The sequence below is a fragment of the Vreelandella salicampi genome, from assembly GCF_013415105.1.
Classification (GTDB): domain Bacteria; phylum Pseudomonadota; class Gammaproteobacteria; order Pseudomonadales; family Halomonadaceae; genus Vreelandella; species Vreelandella salicampi.
The window spans coordinates 84,732-107,802 of sequence record NZ_JACCDF010000008.1; the positions used below are offsets into that span (position 1 = coordinate 84,732).

Sequence of the window (23,071 nt, forward strand, 5' to 3'; positions counted from 1 at the left end):
CTGATGAAAACCCTCTAGGGAGAATGGCGATGTCTCAAGCCCCCGAACCGCGCAAGACGCTCGACCCCGATCAAGTAGCGTTCTGGTTGGCCCGCCATCCCGATTTTTTCGTCGGTCGTGAGGGGCTGCTCCAGCAGCTCAAGGTGCCGCACCCGAATATCGACGGCGCCGTCTCGCTGCTGGAGCGGTTAGTGATCGACCTGCGTGCCCGCGCGGAAACGGCGGAGGGGCGCCTAGAACAGCTGCTCGACGCCGCGCGGCATAACGAGGCGCAGTATCGCCGCCTGCGTGAAACATTGCTGGCGCTGGTTGAAGCTGACGACCGCGACGCGTTGGCGCAGGCGCTGGCCACGCAGATGAGCGAGCGTTTCGACACGCCGGCGCTGGCGCTCTGGTGCCCGCCCGAATTGAGTGACGCCGAACCTGCCCCGCCGCAGCCGCCGCGCCATGTGCTCAACCAGCACGCAAGCGCTAGGCTGGCGGCGCTTTTGGATGGCCGCACCAGCCGCTGCGCTAAGCTGGGTGTGAGCGACTGGAAGTGCTTACTGCCCCACGTATCGCCACCTAAGAAAGCTGGCTCCTGCGCAGTGACACGCCTCTCGGCGGGCGAGCCGCTCGGCTATTTGCTGTTGGCAAGCCCCGACCCGGAGCAATATCGCGCCAGTATGGATACGCTATTTACCGAGTATCTGGGGGATATTACGGCCCGTCTGCTGATTCGCCTGTCGCCCCATGGCTAACGCGCCGACTGCTGAGCTGACGACCCAGACCGAGGCGTTTCTCGCGGCGCTGGGCCAGCACGCAAGCCCCGCCACGGTCGCGGCGTATCGTCGCGATTTGGTGGCGCTTTGCACGTTTGCCGAGGCACGCGGCGTCGTTGCCACCAGCGAGTTGAATGCCACTTTTTTGCGCGCGTTTCTCGCCAGTGAGCGAAGCCGCGGGCTCGCGCCGCGCAGCCTAGCGCGGCGGCGGGCGGCGTTATCACGCTTTGCCGATGATTGTGTTTCGCGTGGCGTATTGGCGGATAACCCGGTCACGCTTTTGCGCACGCCAAAGCAGCCAAGCCACCTACCGCGCCCGTTGGATGTGGATACGTTGGCCCATTTTCTCGATACGCCCCACGATGGCTCGCCGCTGGCGCTGCGGGATCAGGCGATGTTGGAGCTTTTATACTCCAGCGGGCTGCGCCTAGCGGAGCTTGCCGCGCTGGATATGACCGACCTAGAGCCGCAGCGCGTGCGCGTGATCGGCAAGGGTGCCAAACCCCGCCAGGTGCCGGTAGGGCGGCGCGCCCGCGATGCACTGAATGCATGGCTGGCGGCGCGGGCACAATTCGCCCCGGCGAGCGAAGCAGCCCTGTTTCTAGGCCAGCGTGGCCGCCGCTTGGGGCACCGCGCGATTCAAAAACGCTTGGCTACGCTTGCCATCGAGCGTGGGTTACCCGAGCACTTGCACCCGCACCGGCTGCGCCACTCGTTTGCCAGCCACCTGCTGGAATCCAGCCAGGATTTGCGCGCGGTGCAGGAGCTTTTGGGCCACGCGAATCTTTCCACCACGCAGGTGTATACGCGGCTGGATTGGCAGCACTTGGCCGAGAGCTACGATGCGGCGCATCCGCGCGCACGGCGCCGAGCGTCGACAACGTCTTCTGATTTACCACCCGAGTCATAGCCATGCGCCAAATTGCCACGCTGCAAGCGATTACGTTTGATCTCGACGATACCCTATGGGACAACCAGGGCGTGATGGCGCGCACCGAAGAGGGCCACTATCGCTGGCTGCTCACCGCGTTTAACGTTTGGCGGGCTGAGCGCGGTGAGCCACCCTTGGCGCTGACCTATGAAGACGGGCTGCAGGATTACGTGGCGCGCCGCCAGCGCCTAGCCAGTGAGGTGACCGAACGGCGCGGCGATTTTACTTGGTTGCGCCTACGTGCCCTAGAGGAGCAGCTTCAAGCCCAGGGGGTGGTGAAGAGTACCGCATTAATGTGGGCGGCGGCGGCGATGAACGAGTTTCACCGCCTGCGCGTGCAGGTAACGCCGCATCCGGAAGTCGACGCGCTTTTGCATGAACTACGCAGGCGCTACCGGCTGGCGGCGATCACCAATGGCAATATTCACTTATCGCGGCAGCCGCTGGCGCACCACTTCCCCGTGGCCATTGCGGCGGGCGAGTTACTCGCTCCCAAGCCCGATCCCACGCCCTTTCTCACCGCGCTGGCAAAGCTTGATGCGGTGCCCGAACGGGCGATGCACGTGGGCGACTCTTGGGAGGAGGATGTGCTGCCGGCGCAGCAACTGGGGATGCACGCGGTATGGATCAACGCAACGGGCGATCAGGCGTTGCCTGAACGGGTGACGCGGATCGCTCACGTAAAAGAGCTGCCGGATGTGCTGGCGTGGTGGGAAAAATAGAGGCACAAGGGCGTAGTCGAGGTGCGGTTAGGCCCCGTCGGGAAGCGTTAGCCACTGATCCAGGCGCTGAGAGAGAGGTGCTAGTCCGTCTTTTTTCAGCGCCGAAAAGAGCTGAACGGAGACTAAGTCGTCCCAGTCGCTTAGCTGGGCGCGGACTTTTTGCAGAGCGCTACTGGCCGGGCCTTTCTTTAATTTATCTGCCTTGGTCAGCAGTATCTGCACCGGCATATCGCGTTCATCGGCAAAGCCCAGCATCATCTGGTCAAACTCGGTGAGTGGATGGCGTACATCCATTAGTAGCACCAGCCCGCGAAGGCTTTGGCGGCCGCGCAGGTAGTCGGAAAGATGCTCTTGCCACTCGCGCTTTACTGCCTCGGGCACTTTGGCATAGCCGTAACCGGGCAGATCTACGAGGCGTTGTGAGGTAGTATTCATTAAGCTGAAGAAGTTGATCAGCTGTGTGCGACCCGGTGTGCGCGAGGTGCGCGCTAACGCGTTTTGCCGTGTTAGGGCATTGATAGCGCTGGATTTCCCCGCGTTCGAGCGCCCGGCAAAGGCGACTTCAGTGCCGCTATCTTCTGGGCACTGGGCAAGCGAAGGCGCGCTGAGCATAAAGCTTGCGGTGGAATAATTAAGAGCCGGGGCGGTGGCAGGTGTTACGGTCATCGGTGTACATCCTGGCAAAATAGAGCAAAAGTAGGCGCGAAAGCGCGCTGGAATTACCCCTAAAGCAGGCGTGGTATTGCATTCCCGCCGGTGGGGTGATTCGTTATAATACAAGTGGTTTATAACTGCGACCTGGGGCGCTAGTGTACCATCGCGCTCTATACGTCAGCGACAATTCGCGCTTTGTGTGGGTTGTTTGCGGCGCCCAGAGCTGACCCTGGTAATTTGCTGAACCTGGGCAGCGCCCAGGGTGCGTACCAGTCACCAACTAACGGCATAGTGGATTAGCAATGAGAAAGTTACTGGCAAGCCTGGCAATTACCATGGGTGCCGTTGGCACCGTTCACGCTCAAGAAGACCTGCAAGCCAATGCAGACCCGAATGCTGGCCAAGAGCTGGCTGGCTCGTGTGCGGCCTGTCACGGGCAAAACGGCATTAGCTCGGTGGGATCTTTCCCCAACCAAGCCGGCCAGCAGATGTCCTACCTCGCCAAGCAAATTATGGATATCCGCGACGGAGATCGTGAGGTGCCACAAATGGCTGGGCAGGTTGACGATTTCTCCGATCAAGACGCCTGGGACGTCGCGGCTTACTTTTCCAATATGGACCCCAACATTGGTCAAGCTAAAGACGATGAAGCGTTGCTCGCCCGTGGAGAGGAACTCTACCGTGCTGGCGATATAAATAAAGGCATCCCTGCGTGTTCGGCTTGCCATACGCCGACGGGGCAGGGTATCGGCACGGCGGTGTACCCGGCCCTTTCTGGGCAGCATTCGGAGTACACAATTTCGACACTGCAAGACTTTGCCGCCGGTGAGCGTCACAACGACCCCAACGCTATCATGCGCGATATCGCCTCTAAAATGAGCGATGCCGACATGGAAGCGGTTGCCAACTACGTGCAGGGGCTGCACTAAGCACTGTTGATGTCCCGCTCAGCTCCTGCCCTTGGCTGGCCCGGCGTTTGCCTTTTTCGTTAGGCAAAGTGTGGTTAGAGGACGCGTGGCTAGAGAAAGCGTGGTTGGGAAAATGTTATTAGGGCAAACGCTGTGGCTGGCAAAGGAACCATAAGGCTGTGATAGTAGTCTTATGGTTCGCTATTTTTTTGGTGCCCATCTTTTATGGGCCTGCTTGACGTGGAGAACGCCCGATATGTGGAAAGCACTAATGGTTGCGGTCGCAGGGCTTACGCTCTCCGCCGTGGCGAGCGCACAGGAGTTAGTAGAAGGTGAACACTACGAGCGCCTGGAAACGCCGGTAGAGACGCAAGTGGATGATGATAAGATCGAAATCACCGAAGCGTTTTGGTTCGGTTGCCCTCACTGCTATCGCCTGCAGCCCGAGGTCACCGAGTGGTACGAAACGCTAGAAGACGATGTGCGCGTTGTGCACCAGCCCGCCACCATGGGCGGTGACTGGAACACCCACGCCACCGCGTTCTATGCGGCAAAATCGTTAGGCATTGAAGACGCGCTGCATGCCGATTTCTTTCATGCGATTCACGAAGAAGGACGATCGCTTACAGACACCGACGAGTTGGCGGAATTCTTTGCCAACTATGGCGTGAGCGAAGACGAAGCCCGTGAAGCGCTGACCTCCTTTAGCGTGCGCAGTGACGTTAGCAGTGCCAATAGCCGCATGCGCGATATGCAGCTAATGGGCGTTCCGGCACTGATGGTCGATGGCCGCTATCTCGTCACCCCGAGCAGTGCCGGTAGCTTGGCCAACATGCCACAAATTGCCGACGCGCTGATTGAACGAGTCCGCGAGGAGCGCGCAGAGTCGTCTCGCTAATTTGCTTTGATGTACGCTGCTTGGAAATACACCTATGAGTCACCTGGATGCCCGGTCACCGCTGTTGGCGGATGGCCACCTGCGTTTGCTCACGTTCAATTTGCAGGTGGGCATCCAGACCTCCGCCTACCACCACTACTTCACCCGCAGTTGGCAGCACCTTCTCCCGCATCCCGAGCGTAGCCAGCGCCTAGATATCATGGGGAAGGTGATGGGGCGTTTCGACGTCGTCGGCCTGCAAGAGGTCGATGGCGGCAGTTTTCGCACAAGCCGCGTTAATCAAGTCGAATACCTTGCCGCTCGCGCTGGGTTTGCTCATCATTTTCAGCAGCTTAATCGCAACTTAGGCCGTATTGCTCAGCACAGTAACGGCTTGCTTTCGCGGCTAGCGCCCACTCAAGTTGAAGAGCACCGTTTGCCCGGTACCTTGCCCGGGCGTGGGGCGATTCATGCGCGTTTTGGAAATGGCCCGGATGCCCTACACGTTTTCGTGGCCCATTTGGCGTTGAGTCACCGTGGCCGCGCGCGCCAGTTAGACTATTTAAGCGAGATTATTCGCCCGCTACGCCATGTCGTCGTGATGGGTGATTTGAACTGCACGCCGGAGCAGATTCACGCTCACGCACGGTTCAGTGATTCGCTGCCGCTGCATCCGGTAAAGCCGCTTCTCAGCTATCCTTCCTGGCAGCCGCGTCGCGCGCTGGATCACATCCTGCTCTCGCAAAGTTTGGACGTCTCCGAGGTGCGGGTGTTAGATCATCTATTCTCGGATCACTTGCCCATCGCCGTTGATCTTCCGCTGCCGGACGCTTGCCTCACTGCGTTGCGCGACGCACAAAACTAAAACGTTCAATTCGCGTGAGTGGTCAGCGCTGCATTGTCTGGGAAGATGCGCTATTGTCTTGGACCTTATGTTCTTCTTTCAGTCGTTCGATACGAGACACTCCCCATGTCGCAACAATCACAACTACCGCCTTTGATCGGAGCGCTGGATCGCGCCTCCGAGTGGTTAGGGCGCACGCTCTCCTGGCTGATCATCATCATGATGCTGATTCAGTTTTTGATCGTGCTCCTGCGCTACGTTTTTTCTATCAACAGCATCTTCATGCAAGAGCTGGTGATGTACATGCACGCGGCGGTCTTCATGCTCGCCGCAGGGTATACGTTTCGCCATGATGGCCACGTCCGGGTCGATATTTTCTATCGCAAAATGTCGCCTCGACGCCAAGCGCTGATCAACTTGGTCGGCATTTTGGCGCTTTTAATGCCGGTAATGGTGTTCATCATTGCGACGAGTATGGGTTACGTCAGCATGTCGTGGCAGATTTTGGAAACCTCGTCCGACTACGGCGGTATCCCGGCGGTGTTCGTGCTCAAAACCATGATCCCTTTATTTGCCGTTCTCATGCTACTGCAAGGCGCCGTCGAGGTAGTGCGCAATATGTATATCCTGACAGGGCGAATCGCGCCACCATCAGAGGATGAAGGCCACTTGGAGGAGCGCATCTAATGCTGGAATTCATGCCTCTCGTTCTGTTTGCCGTTATCTGCATCGTGCTGATGTTTGGTTTCCCGGTGGCGCTCTCGCTGTCGGGAACCGCGCTACTCTTTGCAGGATTCGGTCTTGGCCTAGAAGCGCTCGGTGTCGATGCCAATTTTGATAGCGGTTATTTAGCTGCACTGCCTAACCGCCTGTACGGCATCATGACCAATACCACGCTGTTAGCGGTGCCACTTTTTGTGCTCATGGGCGTGCTCTTGGAAAAATCCAAGGTGGCGGAATCGCTGCTTGATGCAATGGCGCTGCTGTTTGGTTCGCTTCGCGGCGGCTTGGGACTTTCGGTGACGCTGGTGGGCATGCTGATGGCTGCCTCGACCGGCATTGTCGGCGCAACGGTTGTCACCATGGGGCTGATGTCGCTGCCTACCATGCTCAAACGCGGCTACTCTACCTCGCTTGCTACCGGCACAATTTGTGCTACCGGCACGCTGGGGCAGATTATTCCGCCGTCCATTGCGTTGGTACTGCTGGGGGATGTGCTGTCCTCGGCGTATCAGCAAGCGCAGCTGGACATGGGGATTTTCAGCCCTAAAACGGTATCGGTCGGTGATCTCTTTATGGGGGCGCTGGTACCGGGGCTGCTGTTGGTCGCGATGTACATGGTTTACGTCGTGGTGATTGCGTGGCTGCGCCCCAAAGCCGCGCCAGCGGCTGACCGCCAAGAGCTAATGGAAGAACTAGGCCACACGTCGGGCATCGGCATGCTGCTGCTTAAGGGCTTGGTGCCGCCGGTGGTGCTGATCGTGGCCGTATTAGGCTCGATTCTCACTGGCTTTGCGACACCCACGGAAGCCTCAGCCGTGGGGGCATTTGGCGCGCTAGTGCTCGCGCTGGCCTACCGCCAGCTAAGTTGGTCCACGCTCAAAGAGGTGCTGCGTTCGACCACCAACGTCACCACCATGGTGTTTTTGATCTTGATCGGCGCGGCGCTGTTCTCGCTGGTCTTCCGCGCCTATGGCGGCGAGCACATGGTCACCGATCTGTTCGAAGGTATGCCGGGTGGTGTCGTCGGGGCGACATTGATTGTGATGCTGGTGATCTTTCTGCTCGGCTTCATCCTCGACTTTATCGAAATCACCTTTGTCGTCGTGCCAATTGTCGGGCCGATTTTGCTGGCGATGGGCCTCGACCCGATCTGGTTGGGCATCATGATCGCCATCAACCTGCAAACGTCCTTTTTGACGCCACCGTTTGGCTTCGCGCTATTTTATCTACGCGGCGTGGCGCCTGAATCGGTGCCGACCTCAGCGATTTATCGCGGTGTCATTCCGTTTATCTTGATTCAGCTGGGTATGTTACTGCTGCTAGCCTTTTTCCCCGGTCTGGCGACGTGGCTTCCCGCCCAGTTTGGCTAGCCTATTAGTTGAAAGTAGGGGCTGCTATCAACGCTTGCGCGTGGCAATGTAAAACGTGATAGGAAGAAGATCACGCTTACGCGCGAGCACCTTCCCAAGTAAAAACAGCAACAATAAGGGGTTATATGAAAATTAAAACGCTATCCGCTGCCATCGCCATGACCACGGCCATGTCGGCTGGCCTGTTCGCCGTTTCAAGTCTGGATAACCCGGCACAAGCCCAAGAAGAAACCTATAGCTGGAAGATGGTTACTTCATGGCCGAAAAACTTCCCTGGCGTAGGCCAAGGGCCTGAGCGTCTTGCTGAGCTGGTTGACCAGATGTCCGATGGCCGTTTGACCATTGAAGTCTTTGGTGCCGGCCAATTAGTCCCGGGGTTCGAGGTGTTTGATGCGGTCTCCGAGGGCACGGCTGAAATGGGCCATTCCGCTTCCTACTACTGGAAAGGCAAAGCGCCCGCAGCACAGTTCTTCGCGGCCGTACCGTTTGGCATGAACGCGCAAGAAATGAACGCGTGGCTGCACTTCGGTGGCGGTATGGAGCTGTGGAACGAGCTCTACGATGATTTCGGCGTGGATGTATTGGTGGCGGGTGCTTCAGGCGTGCAAATGGGCGGCTGGTACAATAAAGAGATCAACTCGGTTGACGATCTCGATGGCCTCAAAATGCGCATGCCGGGCCTAGGTGGTGAGGTCATGAGCCGCATGGGCGTTGCTATCGTCAATATGCCGGGTGGGGAAATCTTCACTTCGCTGCAATCCGGCGCGATCGATGCCACCGAGTGGATCGGCCCGTATAACGACTTGGCCTTCGGTCTGCACCAGGCAGCGGATTATTACTACTATCCCGGCTGGCATGAGCCGACCGTGATGTTCGAAGCCATCGTCAACGAAGAAGCCATGGCCGAGTTGCCTGCGGATCTGCAGGCGATCCTAAAAACGGCCGTGCGCGACGTCAACGCCAACGTGCTAGACGAGTATACGGCGCGTAACAACGACGCCTTGGAAACGCTTGTTAATGAACACGACGTCGAGCTGCGTCGCATTCCTGACGACGTGTTAGCACAGGCGCGCGAGCATTCGGAAGATGTGGTCGCCGAGCTAGCGGAATCCAGTGATATGGCCACCCGTATTTATGAGTCATATCGTGAGTTCCAAGAGAAAGTGGAAAACTACCACGCGATCTCTGAGCAGGCATACTATAACGCCCGCAACCCGGAAGGGGATACCACGGAGTAATATCGCCTTTCGCTAGACTAAATGGCCGCCTTCGGGCGGCCATTTGCGTTTAAGTCAGCCCAATTGGAGAGTTCATGACATGCGATTCGAAGAGCACTCTTAGTCCAGTTCGAACCCCAGGCAACGACTGCGCTATAACCGTTAATTTTTATCTTGCCTGCTTAGCGCATCGTCAGATCCGCTAGAAAGTTCTATGCTGTGGCTACATTGGGCAAGGAAAAAGTGATGGCCATTCCAAAGATTGTAATTGTGGGCGGCGGTGCGGGAGGACTCGCTCTCGCGACGCGTCTGGGGCGTAAGCTGGGTAAGAAAAATCGCGCCAGTATTGTGCTATTTGACCGTAATGCGACCCATGTATGGAAACCGCTACTGCACGAGCTGGCTACCGGCGTATTGAACTCCAGCATGGACGAAGTGGATTACCGTGGACACTCCTCCGCCCACCATTATCGCTACCTGCGTGGCTCTTTAGACGGCTTGGATCATGAGAAAAAGGTGATCCATCTAGCGCCGATAATGGATGAAGACGGCATTGAAGTTCTGCCTGCCAGGGAGGTTAGCTACGATTATCTCGTGTTGGCGCTGGGTAGCGTCTCTAATGATTTTGGTACCAAGGGGGTGGCAGAACACTGCCACTTTATGGACTCACCCCAGCAAGCTAAGGCGTTTCAGCACGATATGATCAACACCTTTTTGCGCTACACCGACCCAGCCCTGCGCCAGTATAAGCAACTGACGATTGGCATTGTCGGCGGCGGTGCTACGGGTGTAGAGCTTGCGGCAGGGTTACTAGACGCTACCAAGTTGCTCAATGCCTATGGCGTCATGGTCGAAGACCACCAAAGCATCAACGTGCACCTCATCGAGGCAGCCCCGCGCTTGCTTCCCGGTCTCTCCGAACGTATCAGTCAAACCGTACAGCAAGAATTAGAGGAAATGGGTGTCACTGTTCATGTCAGTACCTCCATCCAAGAAGCTCAGGCGTACCAGTTAGTGACCGGGGACGGTGAGGTCATCGAAACGGACCTAAATGTATGGGCTGCAGGCATTAAGGCGCCGCCTTTTTTGGCGGAGCTTGGCCTGACTACCAATAAGAAAAACCAGATTAACGTCAATCAAACCCTGCAGAGCGTGGACGACAAGCACATTTTTGCTATGGGGGACTGTGCCAGCTGTCCGCAAGAGGATGGTAGTACGGTGCCGCCCCGTGCTCAGGCCGCCCACCAGCAGGCAAAAGTGCTGGCCAAAAATCTGATCCACGCGCTAGATGAAAAACCACTGCAGAACTTTAACTATCGCGACCATGGTTCGCTGGTATCGTTGGCCCACTACGATGCGGTGGGCAGTTTGATGCGCAGCTCCGCTTCACGCGGACTATTTCTAGAAGGCTGGCTGGCGCGCCAGTGCTATGCATCACTTTACCGCATGCATCAGCTCGCCATCCATGGCGCGGCAAAAACAGGGCTTTCGTGGCTGGTAGATAAATTGAGTCGCTATCTAAAGCCCCGTATGAAGCTGCATTGAACGCGCAATTTTGGGTATCCTAATGCCATTGGCCTATTGGCTGCCGATGCATTTGTTGAAAAAGAGGCCTCATGTCTACCGATACTCGTGTGCGTAATGTGCTAACGATCGCTGGCTCCGACCCGTCTGGGGGTGCTGGCCTGCAGGGTGATCTCAAAACCTTCTCGGCGCTCGGGGTGTACGGGACCAACGTGATTACCGCGGTGATTGCCCAAAATACCTGTGGCGTAGCCTCGGTGTACCCGGTGTCGCCTCAGGCGATTCGTGAGCAGCTAGACAACTTGCTGGATGACGTCGAGCTGGATGCGGTCAAAATTGGCATGGTCGCCAGCCGCGACGTCGCCGAGGTGATTGCCGACGTGCTAAGCCAGCGGCGACCACGCTGGATTGTGCTCGACCCGGTGATGGTGGCTAAAAGCGGCGATATTCTGGTTGATAATGAAGGCATTCACGCGGTACGGGATATTCTGGTGCCGCTCGCCGATGTGATAACCCCTAACCTGCCCGAAGCCGCCGTATTGCTCGATTCGACTACGCCTGCCAGCTTGGATGCCATGGAAGCCATGCTGCCTAGGCTAACGCAGCTCGGTGCGCCTTACGTGGTGCTCAAAGGCGGGCATCTGGAAGACACCACTTGCCCGGATCTACTGGCGACCCCGCAGAGCCACGAATGGCTGCCCGCCTCGCGCATTGATACTGATAATCTTCACGGCACTGGCTGCGCGCTCTCGTCCGCGATTGCCGCCTGCTTGGCCAAACTGCCGGGTGATGCCACGCCTGAAGCGAGCGTGCCGGCCATACGGGAAGCCAAGCAATGGCTGCACGCGGCGTTAGAGGAAAGCCGTCGCTTAAACGTGGGTAAAGGCCGTGGGCCGGTGCATCACTTTCACGCCTGGTGGTAAGCGCGTTTGCGTTGGCGGCCTTGCGCGACGGGCAGAAGCGCACCATGCTGAGTAGAAGTGAGTATTGCTCATTACGCTTGGACGCTGCGAGGAGGCCACGCCATGACGCGCACGCTGCTGTTTGCCACCGACCTTTCTGCGGATAACCGCGCGGCGTTTGCCCGAGCGATGCGCTTAGCCTATGCCCAAGGCGCGCGGCTCGATATTCTTCACGTCATCGACCCGTACCTACCCCGGCGGATGCTGCATGATCTAGAAGCCGCAGTGGTGGAAGATATCACCACTACGCTGACCGATCTGCGCGAGGATTATGCCTTGGAGGCCCCGCAAACGCTGATACAGACGGTCACTGGGGCAGCTTATGCCGAGATCGTACGAGAAGCCCACGAGCGCAGCGCCGAGCTGATTGTGTTGGGGATGCACCGAAAGCGTGGGCAGAAAGACCTCCTCACAGGGACGACCGTGATGCGCGTATTGCGCAGCGCGCCGTGTCCGGTTGTCGTGGCCTCTTATCTACCCACCCAGCCGTGGGAGCATATTGTGCTCCCCATCGATTTCTCACTGACCACGCGGCATACGCTAAAAGAGGCGCTGACGCGTTTCCCGGAGGCCAAGCTCACGTTACTGCACGCTTGGGCGCTACCGGGTGAGCGAGAGCTGGGCTCACAGCGCGGCTATGCCCAGTGGCGCGAACGAGAAGTGGCTGCACTACGTGCTCAGCTCGAAGAAGAAGTCGAGACGTTGATGCGCGAGCTTGATGGCGTGCCGGAGGTAGAGCTGCTGTTAGAACCAGGGTCACCCTGTGACGTCGTAAACGACTATATGAAACGCCATACGCCCGATTTGATCATGATCGGTAGCCGCTGCCAGCCGCACTACGCGAGTCAGCTCACCGAGATGTTGTTAAGCGAACCCCACTGCGACATCATGCTTTGCCGCACGTGGTAAATAAGCGTCGCAGGATTTATTTTATACGGAACCTCTACGCATTGTGATGGTAGGTATAGTATGTGTGCCATCTGATGAGGAGGTTGTATGTCTGCATATCCCATACGCGCTTTGCCGCTGGCAATGGCGCTGCTGGTGACGCCGCTTGGTCACGCTGAAACAAGCGTTAGCGAAAATGGTGAATCTTTTTCCCCGACGCTTGAGGCGCATGGGCAGCACTATGAGTTGATCGGCAGCGGCGTTTTTACCTATATGATCTGGACCGCCTATGCCGGCGCTTATTATCAAACGGAAGGAGAAACCCAGCCACAACCGCTTGGCGATGTGCCCCGCCTGTTGGAGCTGGCTTACTTCCATGATATCGAAGCGGCTGACTTTGCCGACGCCACCACGGAAACGCTGGAAAAGTCACTCACCCGCTACGAGTTCAATCAGATCAAAGAAGACATCGATACCATCAATCAACGCTACCAAGACGTAGCACCGGGTGATCGCTATCGACTTAGCTGGGACAGCGATACGCTGCGATTGGCGCTCAACGGCGAAGTACTATACGAAGGCGGCGACAGCGAAACCGCCAGTGCGATGTTTGGCATTTGGCTAGGAGAAAAGCCGCTGGACGAAGCGTTCCGCGATGCCTTGTTAGGCAAAGCGTCATCGGAAGAAAATTAAGCCGAAACACGTAAGGACAGGAGAAAGTGGCACAATGAGAGCACTGATTCAGCGGGTAAGCCGCGCTAGCGTCGAGGTTGAGCAACATACGGTCGGGGCTATCGATCACGGATTGCTTGCGCTGGTGGGGGTAGAAAAAGACGATAGCGAAGCAAGCGCTGACAAGCTGCTGCACAAGTTGTTGCATTACCGCGTTTTCAGCGATGCAGACGGAAAGATGAACCTCAATGTGCAGCAGGCCGGTGGCGGTGTGTTACTGGTGTCGCAGTTCACCTTGGCGGCTGATACGCGCAAAGGGTTACGGCCGAGCTTTTCCAGCGCCGCGCCTCCTGCGGAGGGCGAGCGCTTATTCAACTACCTTGTCGCGCAAGCCCGCCAATACGACATTCCCCTCGCCACCGGTGAATTTGGCGCCAATATGCAGGTATCTCTCACCAACGACGGCCCGGTGACGTTTTTGTTGGAAGCCTGAACACCCCTTAACCGTTTTCGCTGGCGAGTAACTCGGCTTCCATCGCTTCCAGTTCTTCTTCGGCAGCGAGCCACTGCGCTTCGGCGTCGTCGAGGCGGGCTTTGATATCGGCTTGGCGCGCTAAGGTCTTGGTTAGCTCAGTTTTCCGCGCATCGTTGGTGTAAAGCTCTGGGTCGGCGAGCACTTCTTCCACTTTGGCCAGGGCAGCTTGCTCGCGCTCCATGGCTTTTTCGGCTTGATCGCGCTGTTTTTTCAGTGGGCGCAGCTTTTCGCGCATCTCGGCGGCGGCCCTACGCGCGGCTTTTCGTGCTTCGCGGCTGTCGTCATTTTGCTGTGCGTTCTGGCGCTCGCTTTTTTCGCTGCGGGTATCGCGCCGCTCGGCCTCCAGGCGCTCTTTCAGCCAGGCGCGGTAGTCGTCTAGATCGCCGTCGAAAGGAGTGACGCGGTGGTCCGCCACGCGCCAAAATTCATCCACTGTGGCGCGTAAAAGGTGACGGTCGTGCGAGACCAGAATCACCGTGCCCTCAAAGCTGGCGAGCGCCTCGGTCAGCGCTTCGCGCATCTCCAAATCCAGGTGGTTGGTGGGCTCATCGAGCAGCAATAGATTCGGCTTTTGCCAAGCGACGAGAGACAGCGCCAGGCGCGCTTTTTCACCGCCTGAAAACGTCGCCACTTGACTGAATGCATCGTCGCCTTTAAAGCCAAAACCGCCAAGAAAGTTACGAATCGCCTGGTCGCTGGCGGTGGGAGAGAGCCGCTGCACGTGGACAAAGGGCGTAGTCGTAACATCCAACCCTTCAAGTTGATGTTGGGCAAAGTAGCCAATCGCTAAGTGCTCGCCGGGCACGCGTTTGCCGGAAAGCAGCGGCAGTTCGCCGATAAGCGATTTGATCAGCGTGGATTTGCCCGCCCCGTTGGGGCCGAGTAAGCCGATGCGCTGCCCAGGGAGCAGCGTGGCGTTCACGTGATCAAGCTGCACGGTATCGCCCGCGTCGCTGCGATAGCCTAGCTGGGCTTGATCCAACACCAAGAGCGGGTGCGAGGTTTTGTCCGCGGCAGGAAGGCTAAAGTGGAACGGCGAATCGACGTGGGCAACGGCGATATCTTCCATGCGCTCCAGCATTTTGACGCGGCTTTGTGCCTGCTTGGCTTTATTTGCCTGGGCGCGAAAACGCGCGATAAAGCGCTCAATTTCCTCGCGACGGGCCTGCTGCTTGGCGGCTTCGGCCTGTTGCAGGGCGAGCTTTTCGGCGCGGGTACGCTCAAAAAGCGAGTAGTTGCCGCGGTAAAGCTCGACCGTCTTGTGGTGCATATGCACGATGTGATCGCACACGGCGTCAAGAAAGTCGCGATCATGGGAGATCAATAACAGCGTGCCGGGGTAGCGGGTGAGCCACTGCTCCAGCCACAGCAGCGCATCGAGGTCCAGGTGGTTGGTCGGTTCGTCGAGCAGCAGCAGATCAGACGGCATGAATAGCGTGCGGGCGAGACTGACACGCATCCGCCAGCCGCCAGAGAAATCTGACAGGGGGCGGGTGAGATCCGCTTGCACAAAGCCTAAGCCGACGAGCAGCTGCGCGGCGCGGGATTCCGCGCTGTAGCCGTCCAATGTTTCAATCAGACCGTGCAGCTCTGCCTCGCGGTGGGCGTTATCTGACGCCTGAGCAGCGGCAAGGTCAGCCTCGGCTTGGCGTAGGGCGTGATCGCCATCGAGTACGTAGTCGATAATCGCCCGGTCCAACACATCGATCTCTTGCGCCATGTGCGCGATACGTTGGCCACCGCTGAGCTCAATTTCACCCTGATCGACGCCTAGCTCGCCTAGCAGCAGCTTGAATAGGCTCGATTTGCCCGCACCGTTAGCACCGATGATGCCGGCTTTGACCCCGTTGTGTAGTGTTAGATCGGCGTTTTCCAGCAGGGCTTGCGTGCCGCGTTGCAGGGCGACTTGGCGCAGTGCGATCATGCGTTCTCCCGAGAGTAAGGTGGGCAGTGTAATGTGCAATTCTACCCGATTGGCCGCCCTCAAGCAGAATCCACTGTGGGATTTCGCGCTCGATTTCTACACTCGGCCCGAGGTCGAGGCCGCGTGCCTGTGCCTGCAGGACGAGGCGAAGGTCGATGTGTGTGAACTGCTGTTTCACGCTTGGCTCTATTGCCATGGACTTGAAGCCGAGCCCGAGGCGTTGGCGGATGAACGTCAGGCGCGAACATGCTGGCAGCAAGAGGTCACCGCCGTCTTACGCGGTCTACGCCGTGCATTGAAAGGCTCGGCACAAACGAACGAGGGGGTAGCTGAGCTGCGAGCGACACTAAAGAGAGCCGAACTGCTCGCCGAGCGTGAAAACCTTCAACGCTGGCAACAGTGGGCGATTTTGCCTGAAATAAGCCTGCCTCGGCGCTTAAAAGAAGTCGCTCAGTGGCCCTGTAGTTCGGCATATTGGCTGCAATTACAGATTTTTTCGCCGAATTTTCACTCACTTAGTGAAGACGCCTGTGAAGAGCGATTATCAGTGAAATGCGCCTGGAAGGTATTGGGTGACCAGCTTGACCGCTTCACTCGAGCGCGCTAGCCTGAATTTTAACTGCTTCTTAAATGACCTTAACGTCGCATCTGATGACACCCAGCGACGACAACCTCACCAGACAAGCGTTGTTTGGTGACAGCGGATGCAAAAGGTCATGGCAGGTTCTGCGCATCTGTTCAGCGCTTACCACTGCAAGAGGAATAACGCATGAAGACAAGCAAGTCTGTTTCTACCAAGCTGCTCACTACGGCGAGCGTTAGCGCGCTGCTGCTAGGTCTTTCCACAGCCGCTTCAGCGGACAATTGGCGCTACGCTCACGAAGAGTATGAAGGTGACGTACAAGATGTCTTCGCATACGCGTTCAAAGAGCATATCGAAGACAACTCTGACCATAGCGTTCAGGTTTACCGCTTTGGTGAGCTAGGCGAGTCTGACGACATCATGGGGCAGACGCAAAGCGGCATCTTGCAGTTTGTTAACCAGTCGCCGGGCTTCACGGGCTCGTTGATTCCCGAAGCGCAGATTTTCTTTATTCCTTACCTGCTTCCGACCGACGAAGAAACCGTACTTGAGTTCTTCGATGAGAGCGAAGCCATCAATGAGATGTTCCCGAAGCTCTACGCTGAGCAGGGTCTTGAACTTCTCAAGATGTACCCGGAAGGCGAAATGGTCGTGACCACCAACGAGCCCATCAGCTCGCCAGAGGATCTTAACAATAAGAAGATCCGCGTGATGACCAACCCGCTGTTATCCGAAACCTATGACGCCTTCGGCGCGACGCCAACGCCGCTGCCGTGGGGTGAGGTTTACGGTGGCCTGCAAACCGGCATTCTGGATGGCCAAGAGAACCCGATTTTCTGGATCGAGTCCGGTGGTTTGTATGAAGTATCACCGCATCTGACCTTTACCGGTCATGGCTGGTTCACCACCGCGATGATGGCCAATCAGGACTTCTTCGAAGGCCTGTCTGAAGAAGATAAGCAGCTGGTGCAAGAAGCCTCCAACGCCGCTTACGACCACACCATTGAGCACATCCAAGGCTTGGCTGATGAGTCACTCGCGAAGATTCAGGAAGCCTCCGATGAAGTGACGGTTAACCGCCTTAGCGAAGAAGAGATCCAAGTGTTCCGTGAGCGTGCACCGCAGGTTGAGGAAGCCTTTATCGAAATGACCGGTGAAAGCGGCAAAGAGTTGTTGAACCAGTTCAAAGAAGATCTCGAAGAGGTTCAGAGCGATAACGAGTAATCGCTAACGGAGTAGGCTCCGTGTTCGCGGTGCATTGTTTTTTTGCGACCTGTTTATCACAATAGGTGAATTAATACGGTGCTCGCGATAACCGATAAGGGGCAGCATGGGCTGCCCCTTTTTTAGTCCTGAGTCAGTTGGTTTTTAAGCAGATAGCAAAAATTTGGCCTTTCGGCCTAGGAAAACCAGGGCGTAATAAAAGGAGTCCGGCGATGTCTGAAGACGAATCCGAAAAGAATTATCGCTCCGGTTTGCCGGGGTTTCTGGGGGTCATTGATACCTTTCTCAGCAAGCTTGAGGCGGTGATCCTGGCGCTTGGGGTATTGCTGATGGCGCTGAATACGGTCACCAACGTGATTGCACGGTTTGTCTTTGGCAACAGCATCATGTTTTCGGGTGAGTTGAACCGTATTCTGATCATCATGATTACATTTGCTGGCATTGGTTATGCGGCGCGCCATGGGCGCCATATACGTATGTCAGCGATTTACGATGCGCTGCCTGCCGGGGGGCGCAAAGTATTGATGATATTTATTTCGCTGTTTACCGCCGCGGTGATGTTTTTCCTGTGTTACTACTCGATTATTTATATCCTTGATCTGCAGAGCCGGGGCCGTGTGCTGCCTGCCTTGCAGATGCCGATCTGGATCATCTATGTCTGGGCGCCACTGGGGTTATTCATCACCGGCATTCAGTATGTGCTCACCGCGGTCAAGAACGTCACGTCGCGGGATGTTTACCTCTCGACCACGACACTAGATGGCTATAAAGACACGGAAACCGAAGTCTGAGTAGCAGGGCTTTGCAATAGAGCTATGCACCAGGGTTTGACACCAGGGTTTGACACCTTAGGGGAACGGCTATGACGACCATAATGGTAGGAACCATGATCGGCCTGCTGCTGCTGGGCTTTCCGATGATGATCCCGCTGATCACCGCGGCAGTGATCGGCTTTTATATGATGTTTAATGGCCTGGATCAAATGACTACGCTGATCCAGCAGATGATGGCAGGGATTCGCCCCGCCTCGCTGATTGCCGTGCCGATGTTTATTCTGGCCGCCGATATCATGACGCGCGGCCAGTCAGCCAACCGCTTGATTGCGATGGTGATGTCGTTTATCGGCCATGTAAAAGGCGGCTTAGCAGTGAGCACTGCTGCGTCTTGCACGCTATTCGGCGCCGTTTCGGGTTCGACGCAAGCAACGGTTGTGGCAGTAGGTTCGCCGCTGCGTCCGAAGATGTTAAAAGCGGGTTACTCTGATCCCTTCACGCTGGCGCTGATTATCAACGCCAGCGATATCGCCTTTTTGATTCCGCCGAGTATCGGCATGATCATCTACGGCGTTATTTCGGGAACGTCAATTGGTGAGCTGTTTATTGCCGGTATTGGGCCAGGGCTTTTAATTCTTTTGATGTTTTCGGCGTACTGTGTGGCCTACGCCATTATCAAAGGGGTACCCACCGAGCCGAAATCGACCTGGAAAGAGCGGGCTAAAGCGGTACAGCAGGCACTGTGGCCGTTGGGTTTCCCGGTCATTATTGTGGGCGGGATTTATGGCGGTATCTTCAGCCCCACCGAAGCGGCGGCAGCCTGTGTGCTATATGCCGTGCTGCTTGAGTTTGTGGTGTTTCGCGCGCTGAAAATGACTGATATTTATGCCATCGCCAAGTCTACCGGCTTGATCACGGCGGTGGTCTTTATATTGGTCGCTGCCGGTAATGGTTTCTCGTGGATTATCTCGTTTGCGCAAATTCCCCAAGCGATTCTGGAAGCGGTCGGGGTGAATGAAGCTGGGCCCACCGGGGTGCTGATTGCGATCTGTATCGCCTTTTTCGTGGCATGTATGTTTGTCGACCCCATCGTGGTGATTTTGGTGTTGACGCCGATTTTCACCCCGGCTATTGAGTCCACAGGTCTCGACCCGGTATTGGTGGGTATCCTCATTACGCTGCAAGTCGCGATAGGGTCGGCAACACCGCCGTTTGGGTGTGATATTTTTACCGCCATCGCGATCTTCAAGCGTCCGTACTTAGAAGTGATTAAGGGAACGCCCCCGTTTATCTTCATGCTGATTTTGGCGGCCGCATTACTGATTATGTTCCCGCAGATTGCGCTGTTCTTGCGTGACGTTGCTTTCCGCTAAGCCGCTATACCAGCCACAGGAGATAGGCTTATGTTTAACCGCATTTTAGTTCCGGTAGATGGCTCTAAGGGAGCTTTGAAAGCACTGGAAAAAGCGGTGGGATTACATCTGCTCACCGGCGCGGAAATCTACTTTTTGTGTGTGTTTAAACATCACAGCCTGCTTGAGGCGTCGCTTTCAATGGTACGGCCGCAAAAGTTGGAATTGCCCGATGATGCGTTGAAAGAGTACGCCACCGAGATTGCCGTGCACGCCAAATCGCATGCGATTGAATTAGGCGCTGACAGTGCTCGCGTGCGCGCCTTCGTTAAAGGCGGTCGTCCTTCGCGGACGATCGTACGTTTTGCCCGCAAGCGTGAGTGTGATTTGATCGTGATTGGCGCACAAGGCACCAATGGCGAGAAAAATTTGCTACTCGGGAGCGTATGTCAGCGCGTGGCAGGTGCGGCCCACTGTCCCACCATGGTGGTGTAGGATGGCCTAAGCACGCGTTTCTATCGGCAATGTTACATGATGGCGTGGGCACCCGCCGTTTCAGGTTGATGCAGCCTGAAGCGGCGGGTGTTACGCTTTCTGTCTAATTATTTTCCTGATGTAAGGGTTCAAATTGATGAAAACACTTCTCTCTTCCACTGCGCTGATTGGCGCGCTTCTGATTGCACCTTATGCCGCAGCGGCGCCGGAAACCGACGACGAGCGCCTAGCGTATAGCCTCGGCGTGACCCTCGGTGAGAGCATGCAGGCCGATGTGGAGGATCTCGATATCGATGCCTTTACCGATGGTATGCGCGACGTATTTGCCGGTAATGAGCTGGCATTGGGCGAAGATGACATCGCCCAAGCGCTCACGTCGTTCCAAGAGCGCGCCATGCAGGAGCGTGAAGCGGAAACGGCAGCGATTGCTGAGGCGAATAAAGCGGAAGGCGAAACATTTTTAGCCGAAAATGCCCAGCGCGATGACGTCACCGTGACCGACTCAGGCTTGCAGTACGAAGTGCTCGAATCCGGCGACGGGGCATCTCCCGGTGCGCAGGATAGCGTCGAGGTGCACTACGAAGGCACTCTCCTTGATGGCAGCGTATTCGATAGCTCGCTAGAGCGCGGCGAGCCGGTCACGTTCCGTGTCAATCAGGTAATCGAGGGCTGGCAGGAAGCACTGCAGCTGATGAGCGTTGGTGATGTATGGAAGCTCTATATTCCCTCAGAGCTCGCGTACGGTGAGTCCGGCCAAGGCCCGATTGGTCCCAATGAAGTCCTGATCTTTAACGTTGAATTACTGGACGTCGAATAACCATGCTGACTACCGCCAACACCCTCGCGTCGAAAGCGTCTCTGCTACTGCTTTGCGCGGGGCTGAGTGTGCCGCTGACGGCGATGGCCGATAGCGCAAGTGACCCCGTCACCTTACCCGCGCTGAGTGCAAGCGAGGCGCAGAACAGTGTGGTGGGTGTTTCTTCAGGCGGCTATATGGCGCTGCAATTGGCCATTGCTTGGCCCGAGCACTTTAGCGGCGTGGGCGTGCTGGCGGCCGGGCCGTGGGGATGCGCGCAAGGGTCACTGAGTTTAGCGCTTAATCAATGCATGATGACGCGCAGCGGTGAGCCATCGCTTGCCACGCTCGACGCACGCTGGGCGCGTTACGTGGGCGAGGGGCAGGTAGGTGATGAATCGGCCAGAAGCGACCTGCGCGCTTACGTGTGGCACGGTGAAGCCGATGAGGTCGTTAAGCCGGTACTTGGCGACTTGCTGGCTGAGCAGCTGCGCCAGTGGCTTGCAGATGAAAGTCAGCTGAAAGTGGCGCGCAGCGAAGAGACCGGCCACGGCTGGCCGGTCCGACTGCCAAACGACTCGCGTACCGCCCCCGAAGCGCTGGGCGACTGCCGCCAAGGTGGTGGTAGTCACGTGCTTGCCTGCGATGAAGATATTGCCGGTGAGATGCTCAATTGGCTCCACCCGGAGCGAAGTCAGTCCTCGTCTAGCACCGATGGGGAGCTGCTGGCATTCGCGCAAGGGGAATTCGATGCCAAAGGGTTGGCAGATACCGGTTACGTCTATGTTCCCGCAAACTGTGAAGCAGGGGAATGCGGTGTCACCGTGGCGCTGCACGGCTGCCAAATGAGTGTAGAAGCGATTGGTGAGACGTTCGTGCGCCAGACAGGGCTTAATGCGTGGGCCGATCAGCATCAGCAAATTGTGCTCTATCCTCAGGCCGAAAGCAGTATGGCCAACCCACAAGGCTGTTGGGATTGGTGGGGTTTCGCCGAGAGCACTTGGCAGCTTAGCCCGCTGCACGATACGCGTGAGGGTGAGCAGGTGAGCGCTTTAATGGCCATGCTAAAGCGTTTACAGGCGTCATCGCTTCCCGAGCGATAACCTGTTGTAATAATTAGCCTTTTAAGTGTGTTTTTAAGGCGCTCGTTAACGCGCCTGCGGTGGGGGAGTACAACACGCGCTGCACGATGTCACCTTCGCGGTTGACCAAGTAAAGCGATGCGCTGTGATCGATGGTGTACTCCATGGCAGAGCCCTCGGCTTCAGCGCGGCGCCAAATCACCCCGTAGCGCTCGGCGATATCTTCTAGCTGCGCTTGGCTACCGGTGGCGCCGATAAAACGTTCGCCAAAAAAGCCGGTATATTCTCGCAAGCGCTCGATGTTATCGCGCTCGGGGTCAACCGAGATCATTAGCGGTACTACGCGTTCGCGCTGCTCTGGCGTTAACTGCGTGAGTGCCTGCTTTTTTACTGCCTGGTTCATGGGGCACACATCCGGGCAGTAGGTGTAGCCAAACGATACCACCGCGAGCTGGTCTTCCTCAAGCTGTGTGAGCGAGAAATCGCCCTGCGTTGAAGGGAGCTCAATGGGCCCGCCGATAGGCTCACCGTTTTGATCGGGCGCCACCGTATAGCGGTAAAGCCCAAACGCGCTGACAAGCAAAAGCAGCACAAAAAGCGCGCCACCTATCCAGAGGGGCGCGCTTTTTGTTGCTCTTTTTTTTGAAGCAGTGTTTTTAGAAGCCATGTTTTTAGAAGCCACATTTTTAGTGGCGACGCGAGAGTTGGCCATGGTGTTAGCTCCGGATGACATCAAAATCAAACCAACTGCCGATTCTACCGTCAGGCGTATCGACAATAACCCGTGCGCGCCACGGCATGACGGCTTGGGTACAAATACTCACTTGCCCCTGACCGTAAAAGCGTCCCTCGCTTGTGGCGTCTAGCGTAAAGCGGTGCAGCCCCATGTCCATATCACGGCCGATAAAGTCGACCTTCACCGTGTTTGCCTCAACGCCTTCAACAGTGACATTAAGCGGCAAAATCTTCAGGGCCTCAATACGTGCATCTACATCAACCGCAAAGCTCAACTGGCCCTTATCCCCGAGCGTGGCCGAGCAGGGGGCGTTATGCAAATCGCAGCCAGGCGCCGGTGAGTACCAGGTAACATTCGCATCGTCGCGCAGCCAGTGGGAGAAGGCATACCAGCTAAGCGCCGCCAGCGCGAGCACGGTGACCAAAATAAGCCCCTTAAGCACGGGGATTCGTGCGGCATCAGCAGGTTCTGAAGTTGGTTTCATGGCAAAATCATCGCGACACAAGCCGTCAAGTGGT

25 protein-coding genes are annotated in these 23,071 nt (G+C 56.9%); 21 read left to right on the forward strand and 4 right to left on the reverse strand.

Annotated elements, in window-relative coordinates; all coding sequences use genetic code 11:
* Window positions 1–29 precede the first annotated feature (29 nt).
* From HZS81_RS10270 to HZS81_RS10280, 3 genes are read left to right on the forward strand one after another with little or no spacing between them, the layout of a single operon-like run.
* Window positions 30–740: a DUF484 family protein gene (locus HZS81_RS10270; RefSeq protein WP_179930469.1), complete on the forward strand. Its 711-nt coding sequence runs from the start codon at window positions 30–32 to the stop codon at window positions 738–740.
* Entirely contained in the window at window positions 733–1,671 is a 939-nt protein-coding gene (locus HZS81_RS10275) for a tyrosine recombinase XerC (RefSeq protein ID WP_179930470.1), read from the forward strand. The genes HZS81_RS10270 and HZS81_RS10275 overlap by 8 nt, the downstream gene beginning before the upstream one ends.
* Before the next feature lie 11 nt (window positions 1,672–1,682).
* Window positions 1,683–2,414 carry an HAD-IA family hydrolase gene (locus HZS81_RS10280; RefSeq protein WP_179930560.1) on the forward strand — a complete coding sequence of 244 codons (732 nt, stop codon included), beginning with the start codon at window positions 1,683–1,685 and terminating at the stop codon, window positions 2,412–2,414.
* Window positions 2,415–2,441: 27 nt separating this feature from the next.
* Here HZS81_RS10280 and yihA read toward each other — a convergent pair whose 3' ends face one another.
* A complete protein-coding gene (yihA, locus tag HZS81_RS10285; protein WP_179930471.1) occupies window positions 2,442–3,080 on the reverse strand; it encodes a ribosome biogenesis GTP-binding protein YihA/YsxC in 639 nt (212 codons plus the stop codon).
* A gap of 290 nt (window positions 3,081–3,370) precedes the next feature.
* On the opposite strand from yihA, the gene HZS81_RS10290 reads away from it, so the two are divergent.
* The 11 genes from HZS81_RS10290 (at window position 3,371) to dtd (ending at window position 13,546) form a co-directional block, all read left to right on the forward strand.
* On the forward strand, window positions 3,371–3,997 hold the full coding sequence (locus tag HZS81_RS10290; RefSeq protein WP_179930472.1) for a c-type cytochrome: 627 nt from the start codon (window positions 3,371–3,373) through the stop codon (window positions 3,995–3,997).
* Between the two features lie 235 nt (window positions 3,998–4,232).
* Window positions 4,233–4,874 (forward strand): thiol:disulfide interchange protein DsbA/DsbL, encoded by a 642-nt coding sequence (locus HZS81_RS10295; RefSeq protein WP_179930473.1) that lies wholly within the window; start codon window positions 4,233–4,235, stop codon window positions 4,872–4,874.
* A 34-nt stretch (window positions 4,875–4,908) separates the two neighbouring features.
* Window positions 4,909–5,718, forward strand: a complete 810-nt coding sequence (locus HZS81_RS10300; RefSeq protein ID WP_179930474.1) for an endonuclease/exonuclease/phosphatase family protein — start codon at window positions 4,909–4,911, stop codon at window positions 5,716–5,718.
* A gap of 105 nt (window positions 5,719–5,823) precedes the next feature.
* Window positions 5,824–6,384 carry a TRAP transporter small permease subunit gene (locus HZS81_RS10305; protein WP_179930475.1) on the forward strand — a complete coding sequence of 187 codons (561 nt, stop codon included), beginning with the start codon at window positions 5,824–5,826 and terminating at the stop codon, window positions 6,382–6,384.
* The gene (locus HZS81_RS10310) at window positions 6,384–7,790 is read left to right on the forward strand and encodes a TRAP transporter large permease (protein ID WP_179930476.1); all 1,407 of its coding nucleotides are present in this window, start codon (window positions 6,384–6,386) and stop codon (window positions 7,788–7,790) included. The genes HZS81_RS10305 and HZS81_RS10310 overlap by 1 nt, the downstream gene beginning before the upstream one ends.
* Before the next feature lie 125 nt (window positions 7,791–7,915).
* Window positions 7,916–9,028 (forward strand): TRAP transporter substrate-binding protein, encoded by a 1,113-nt coding sequence (locus HZS81_RS10315; protein ID WP_179930477.1) that lies wholly within the window; start codon window positions 7,916–7,918, stop codon window positions 9,026–9,028.
* Window positions 9,029–9,253: 225 nt separating this feature from the next.
* The gene (locus HZS81_RS10320) at window positions 9,254–10,552 is read left to right on the forward strand and encodes an NAD(P)/FAD-dependent oxidoreductase (protein WP_179930478.1); all 1,299 of its coding nucleotides are present in this window, start codon (window positions 9,254–9,256) and stop codon (window positions 10,550–10,552) included.
* Window positions 10,553–10,623: 71 nt separating this feature from the next.
* On the forward strand, window positions 10,624–11,454 hold the full coding sequence (gene thiD / locus HZS81_RS10325) for a bifunctional hydroxymethylpyrimidine kinase/phosphomethylpyrimidine kinase (RefSeq protein ID WP_179930479.1): 831 nt from the start codon (window positions 10,624–10,626) through the stop codon (window positions 11,452–11,454).
* 102 nt (window positions 11,455–11,556) lie between these two features.
* Window positions 11,557–12,402, forward strand: coding sequence for a universal stress protein (locus HZS81_RS10330; RefSeq protein ID WP_179930480.1), 846 nt, complete (start codon window positions 11,557–11,559; stop codon window positions 12,400–12,402).
* Window positions 12,403–12,489: 87 nt separating this feature from the next.
* The gene (locus HZS81_RS10335) at window positions 12,490–13,074 is read left to right on the forward strand and encodes a chalcone isomerase family protein (protein ID WP_179930481.1); all 585 of its coding nucleotides are present in this window, start codon (window positions 12,490–12,492) and stop codon (window positions 13,072–13,074) included.
* A 34-nt stretch (window positions 13,075–13,108) separates the two neighbouring features.
* Window positions 13,109–13,546 (forward strand): D-aminoacyl-tRNA deacylase, encoded by a 438-nt coding sequence (gene dtd / locus HZS81_RS10340; protein ID WP_179930482.1) that lies wholly within the window; start codon window positions 13,109–13,111, stop codon window positions 13,544–13,546.
* 7 nt (window positions 13,547–13,553) lie between these two features.
* On the opposite strand, the gene HZS81_RS10345 is transcribed toward dtd, so the two are convergent.
* Complete coding sequence (locus HZS81_RS10345; RefSeq protein ID WP_179930483.1) at window positions 13,554–15,512, reverse strand: ABC-F family ATP-binding cassette domain-containing protein; 1,959 nt, start codon at window positions 15,510–15,512, stop codon at window positions 13,554–13,556.
* Window positions 15,513–15,543: 31 nt separating this feature from the next.
* On the opposite strand from HZS81_RS10345, the gene HZS81_RS10350 reads away from it, so the two are divergent.
* The 7 genes from HZS81_RS10350 to HZS81_RS10380 all read left to right on the forward strand — a co-directional run bounded on the left by HZS81_RS10350 (window position 15,544) and on the right by HZS81_RS10380 (window position 21,838).
* Window positions 15,544–16,119, forward strand: coding sequence for a TIGR02444 family protein (locus tag HZS81_RS10350; protein ID WP_179930484.1), 576 nt, complete (start codon window positions 15,544–15,546; stop codon window positions 16,117–16,119).
* Window positions 16,120–16,281: 162 nt separating this feature from the next.
* Window positions 16,282–17,319 carry a TRAP transporter substrate-binding protein gene (locus HZS81_RS10355; protein WP_179930485.1) on the forward strand — a complete coding sequence of 346 codons (1,038 nt, stop codon included), beginning with the start codon at window positions 16,282–16,284 and terminating at the stop codon, window positions 17,317–17,319.
* A 212-nt stretch (window positions 17,320–17,531) separates the two neighbouring features.
* Window positions 17,532–18,110, forward strand: coding sequence for a TRAP transporter small permease (locus tag HZS81_RS10360; RefSeq protein WP_179930486.1), 579 nt, complete (start codon window positions 17,532–17,534; stop codon window positions 18,108–18,110).
* Between the two features lie 71 nt (window positions 18,111–18,181).
* The gene (locus tag HZS81_RS10365) at window positions 18,182–19,465 is read left to right on the forward strand and encodes a TRAP transporter large permease (RefSeq protein ID WP_179930487.1); all 1,284 of its coding nucleotides are present in this window, start codon (window positions 18,182–18,184) and stop codon (window positions 19,463–19,465) included.
* A gap of 30 nt (window positions 19,466–19,495) precedes the next feature.
* Entirely contained in the window at window positions 19,496–19,939 is a 444-nt protein-coding gene (locus tag HZS81_RS10370) for a universal stress protein (protein ID WP_179930488.1), read from the forward strand.
* Window positions 19,940–20,075: 136 nt separating this feature from the next.
* The gene (locus HZS81_RS10375) at window positions 20,076–20,756 is read left to right on the forward strand and encodes a BamJ family beta-barrel-assembly machinery protein (protein ID WP_179930489.1); all 681 of its coding nucleotides are present in this window, start codon (window positions 20,076–20,078) and stop codon (window positions 20,754–20,756) included.
* A gap of 2 nt (window positions 20,757–20,758) precedes the next feature.
* Window positions 20,759–21,838, forward strand: coding sequence for an alpha/beta hydrolase-fold protein (locus tag HZS81_RS10380; RefSeq protein ID WP_179930490.1), 1,080 nt, complete (start codon window positions 20,759–20,761; stop codon window positions 21,836–21,838).
* Between the two features lie 13 nt (window positions 21,839–21,851).
* Here HZS81_RS10380 and HZS81_RS10385 read toward each other — a convergent pair whose 3' ends face one another.
* Window positions 21,852–22,484 carry an SCO family protein gene (locus HZS81_RS10385; protein WP_179930561.1) on the reverse strand — a complete coding sequence of 211 codons (633 nt, stop codon included), beginning with the start codon at window positions 22,482–22,484 and terminating at the stop codon, window positions 21,852–21,854.
* 49 nt (window positions 22,485–22,533) lie between these two features.
* A complete protein-coding gene (locus HZS81_RS10390) occupies window positions 22,534–23,037 on the reverse strand; it encodes a hypothetical protein (protein ID WP_179930491.1) in 504 nt (167 codons plus the stop codon).
* Between the last annotated feature and the right edge of the window lie 34 nt (window positions 23,038–23,071).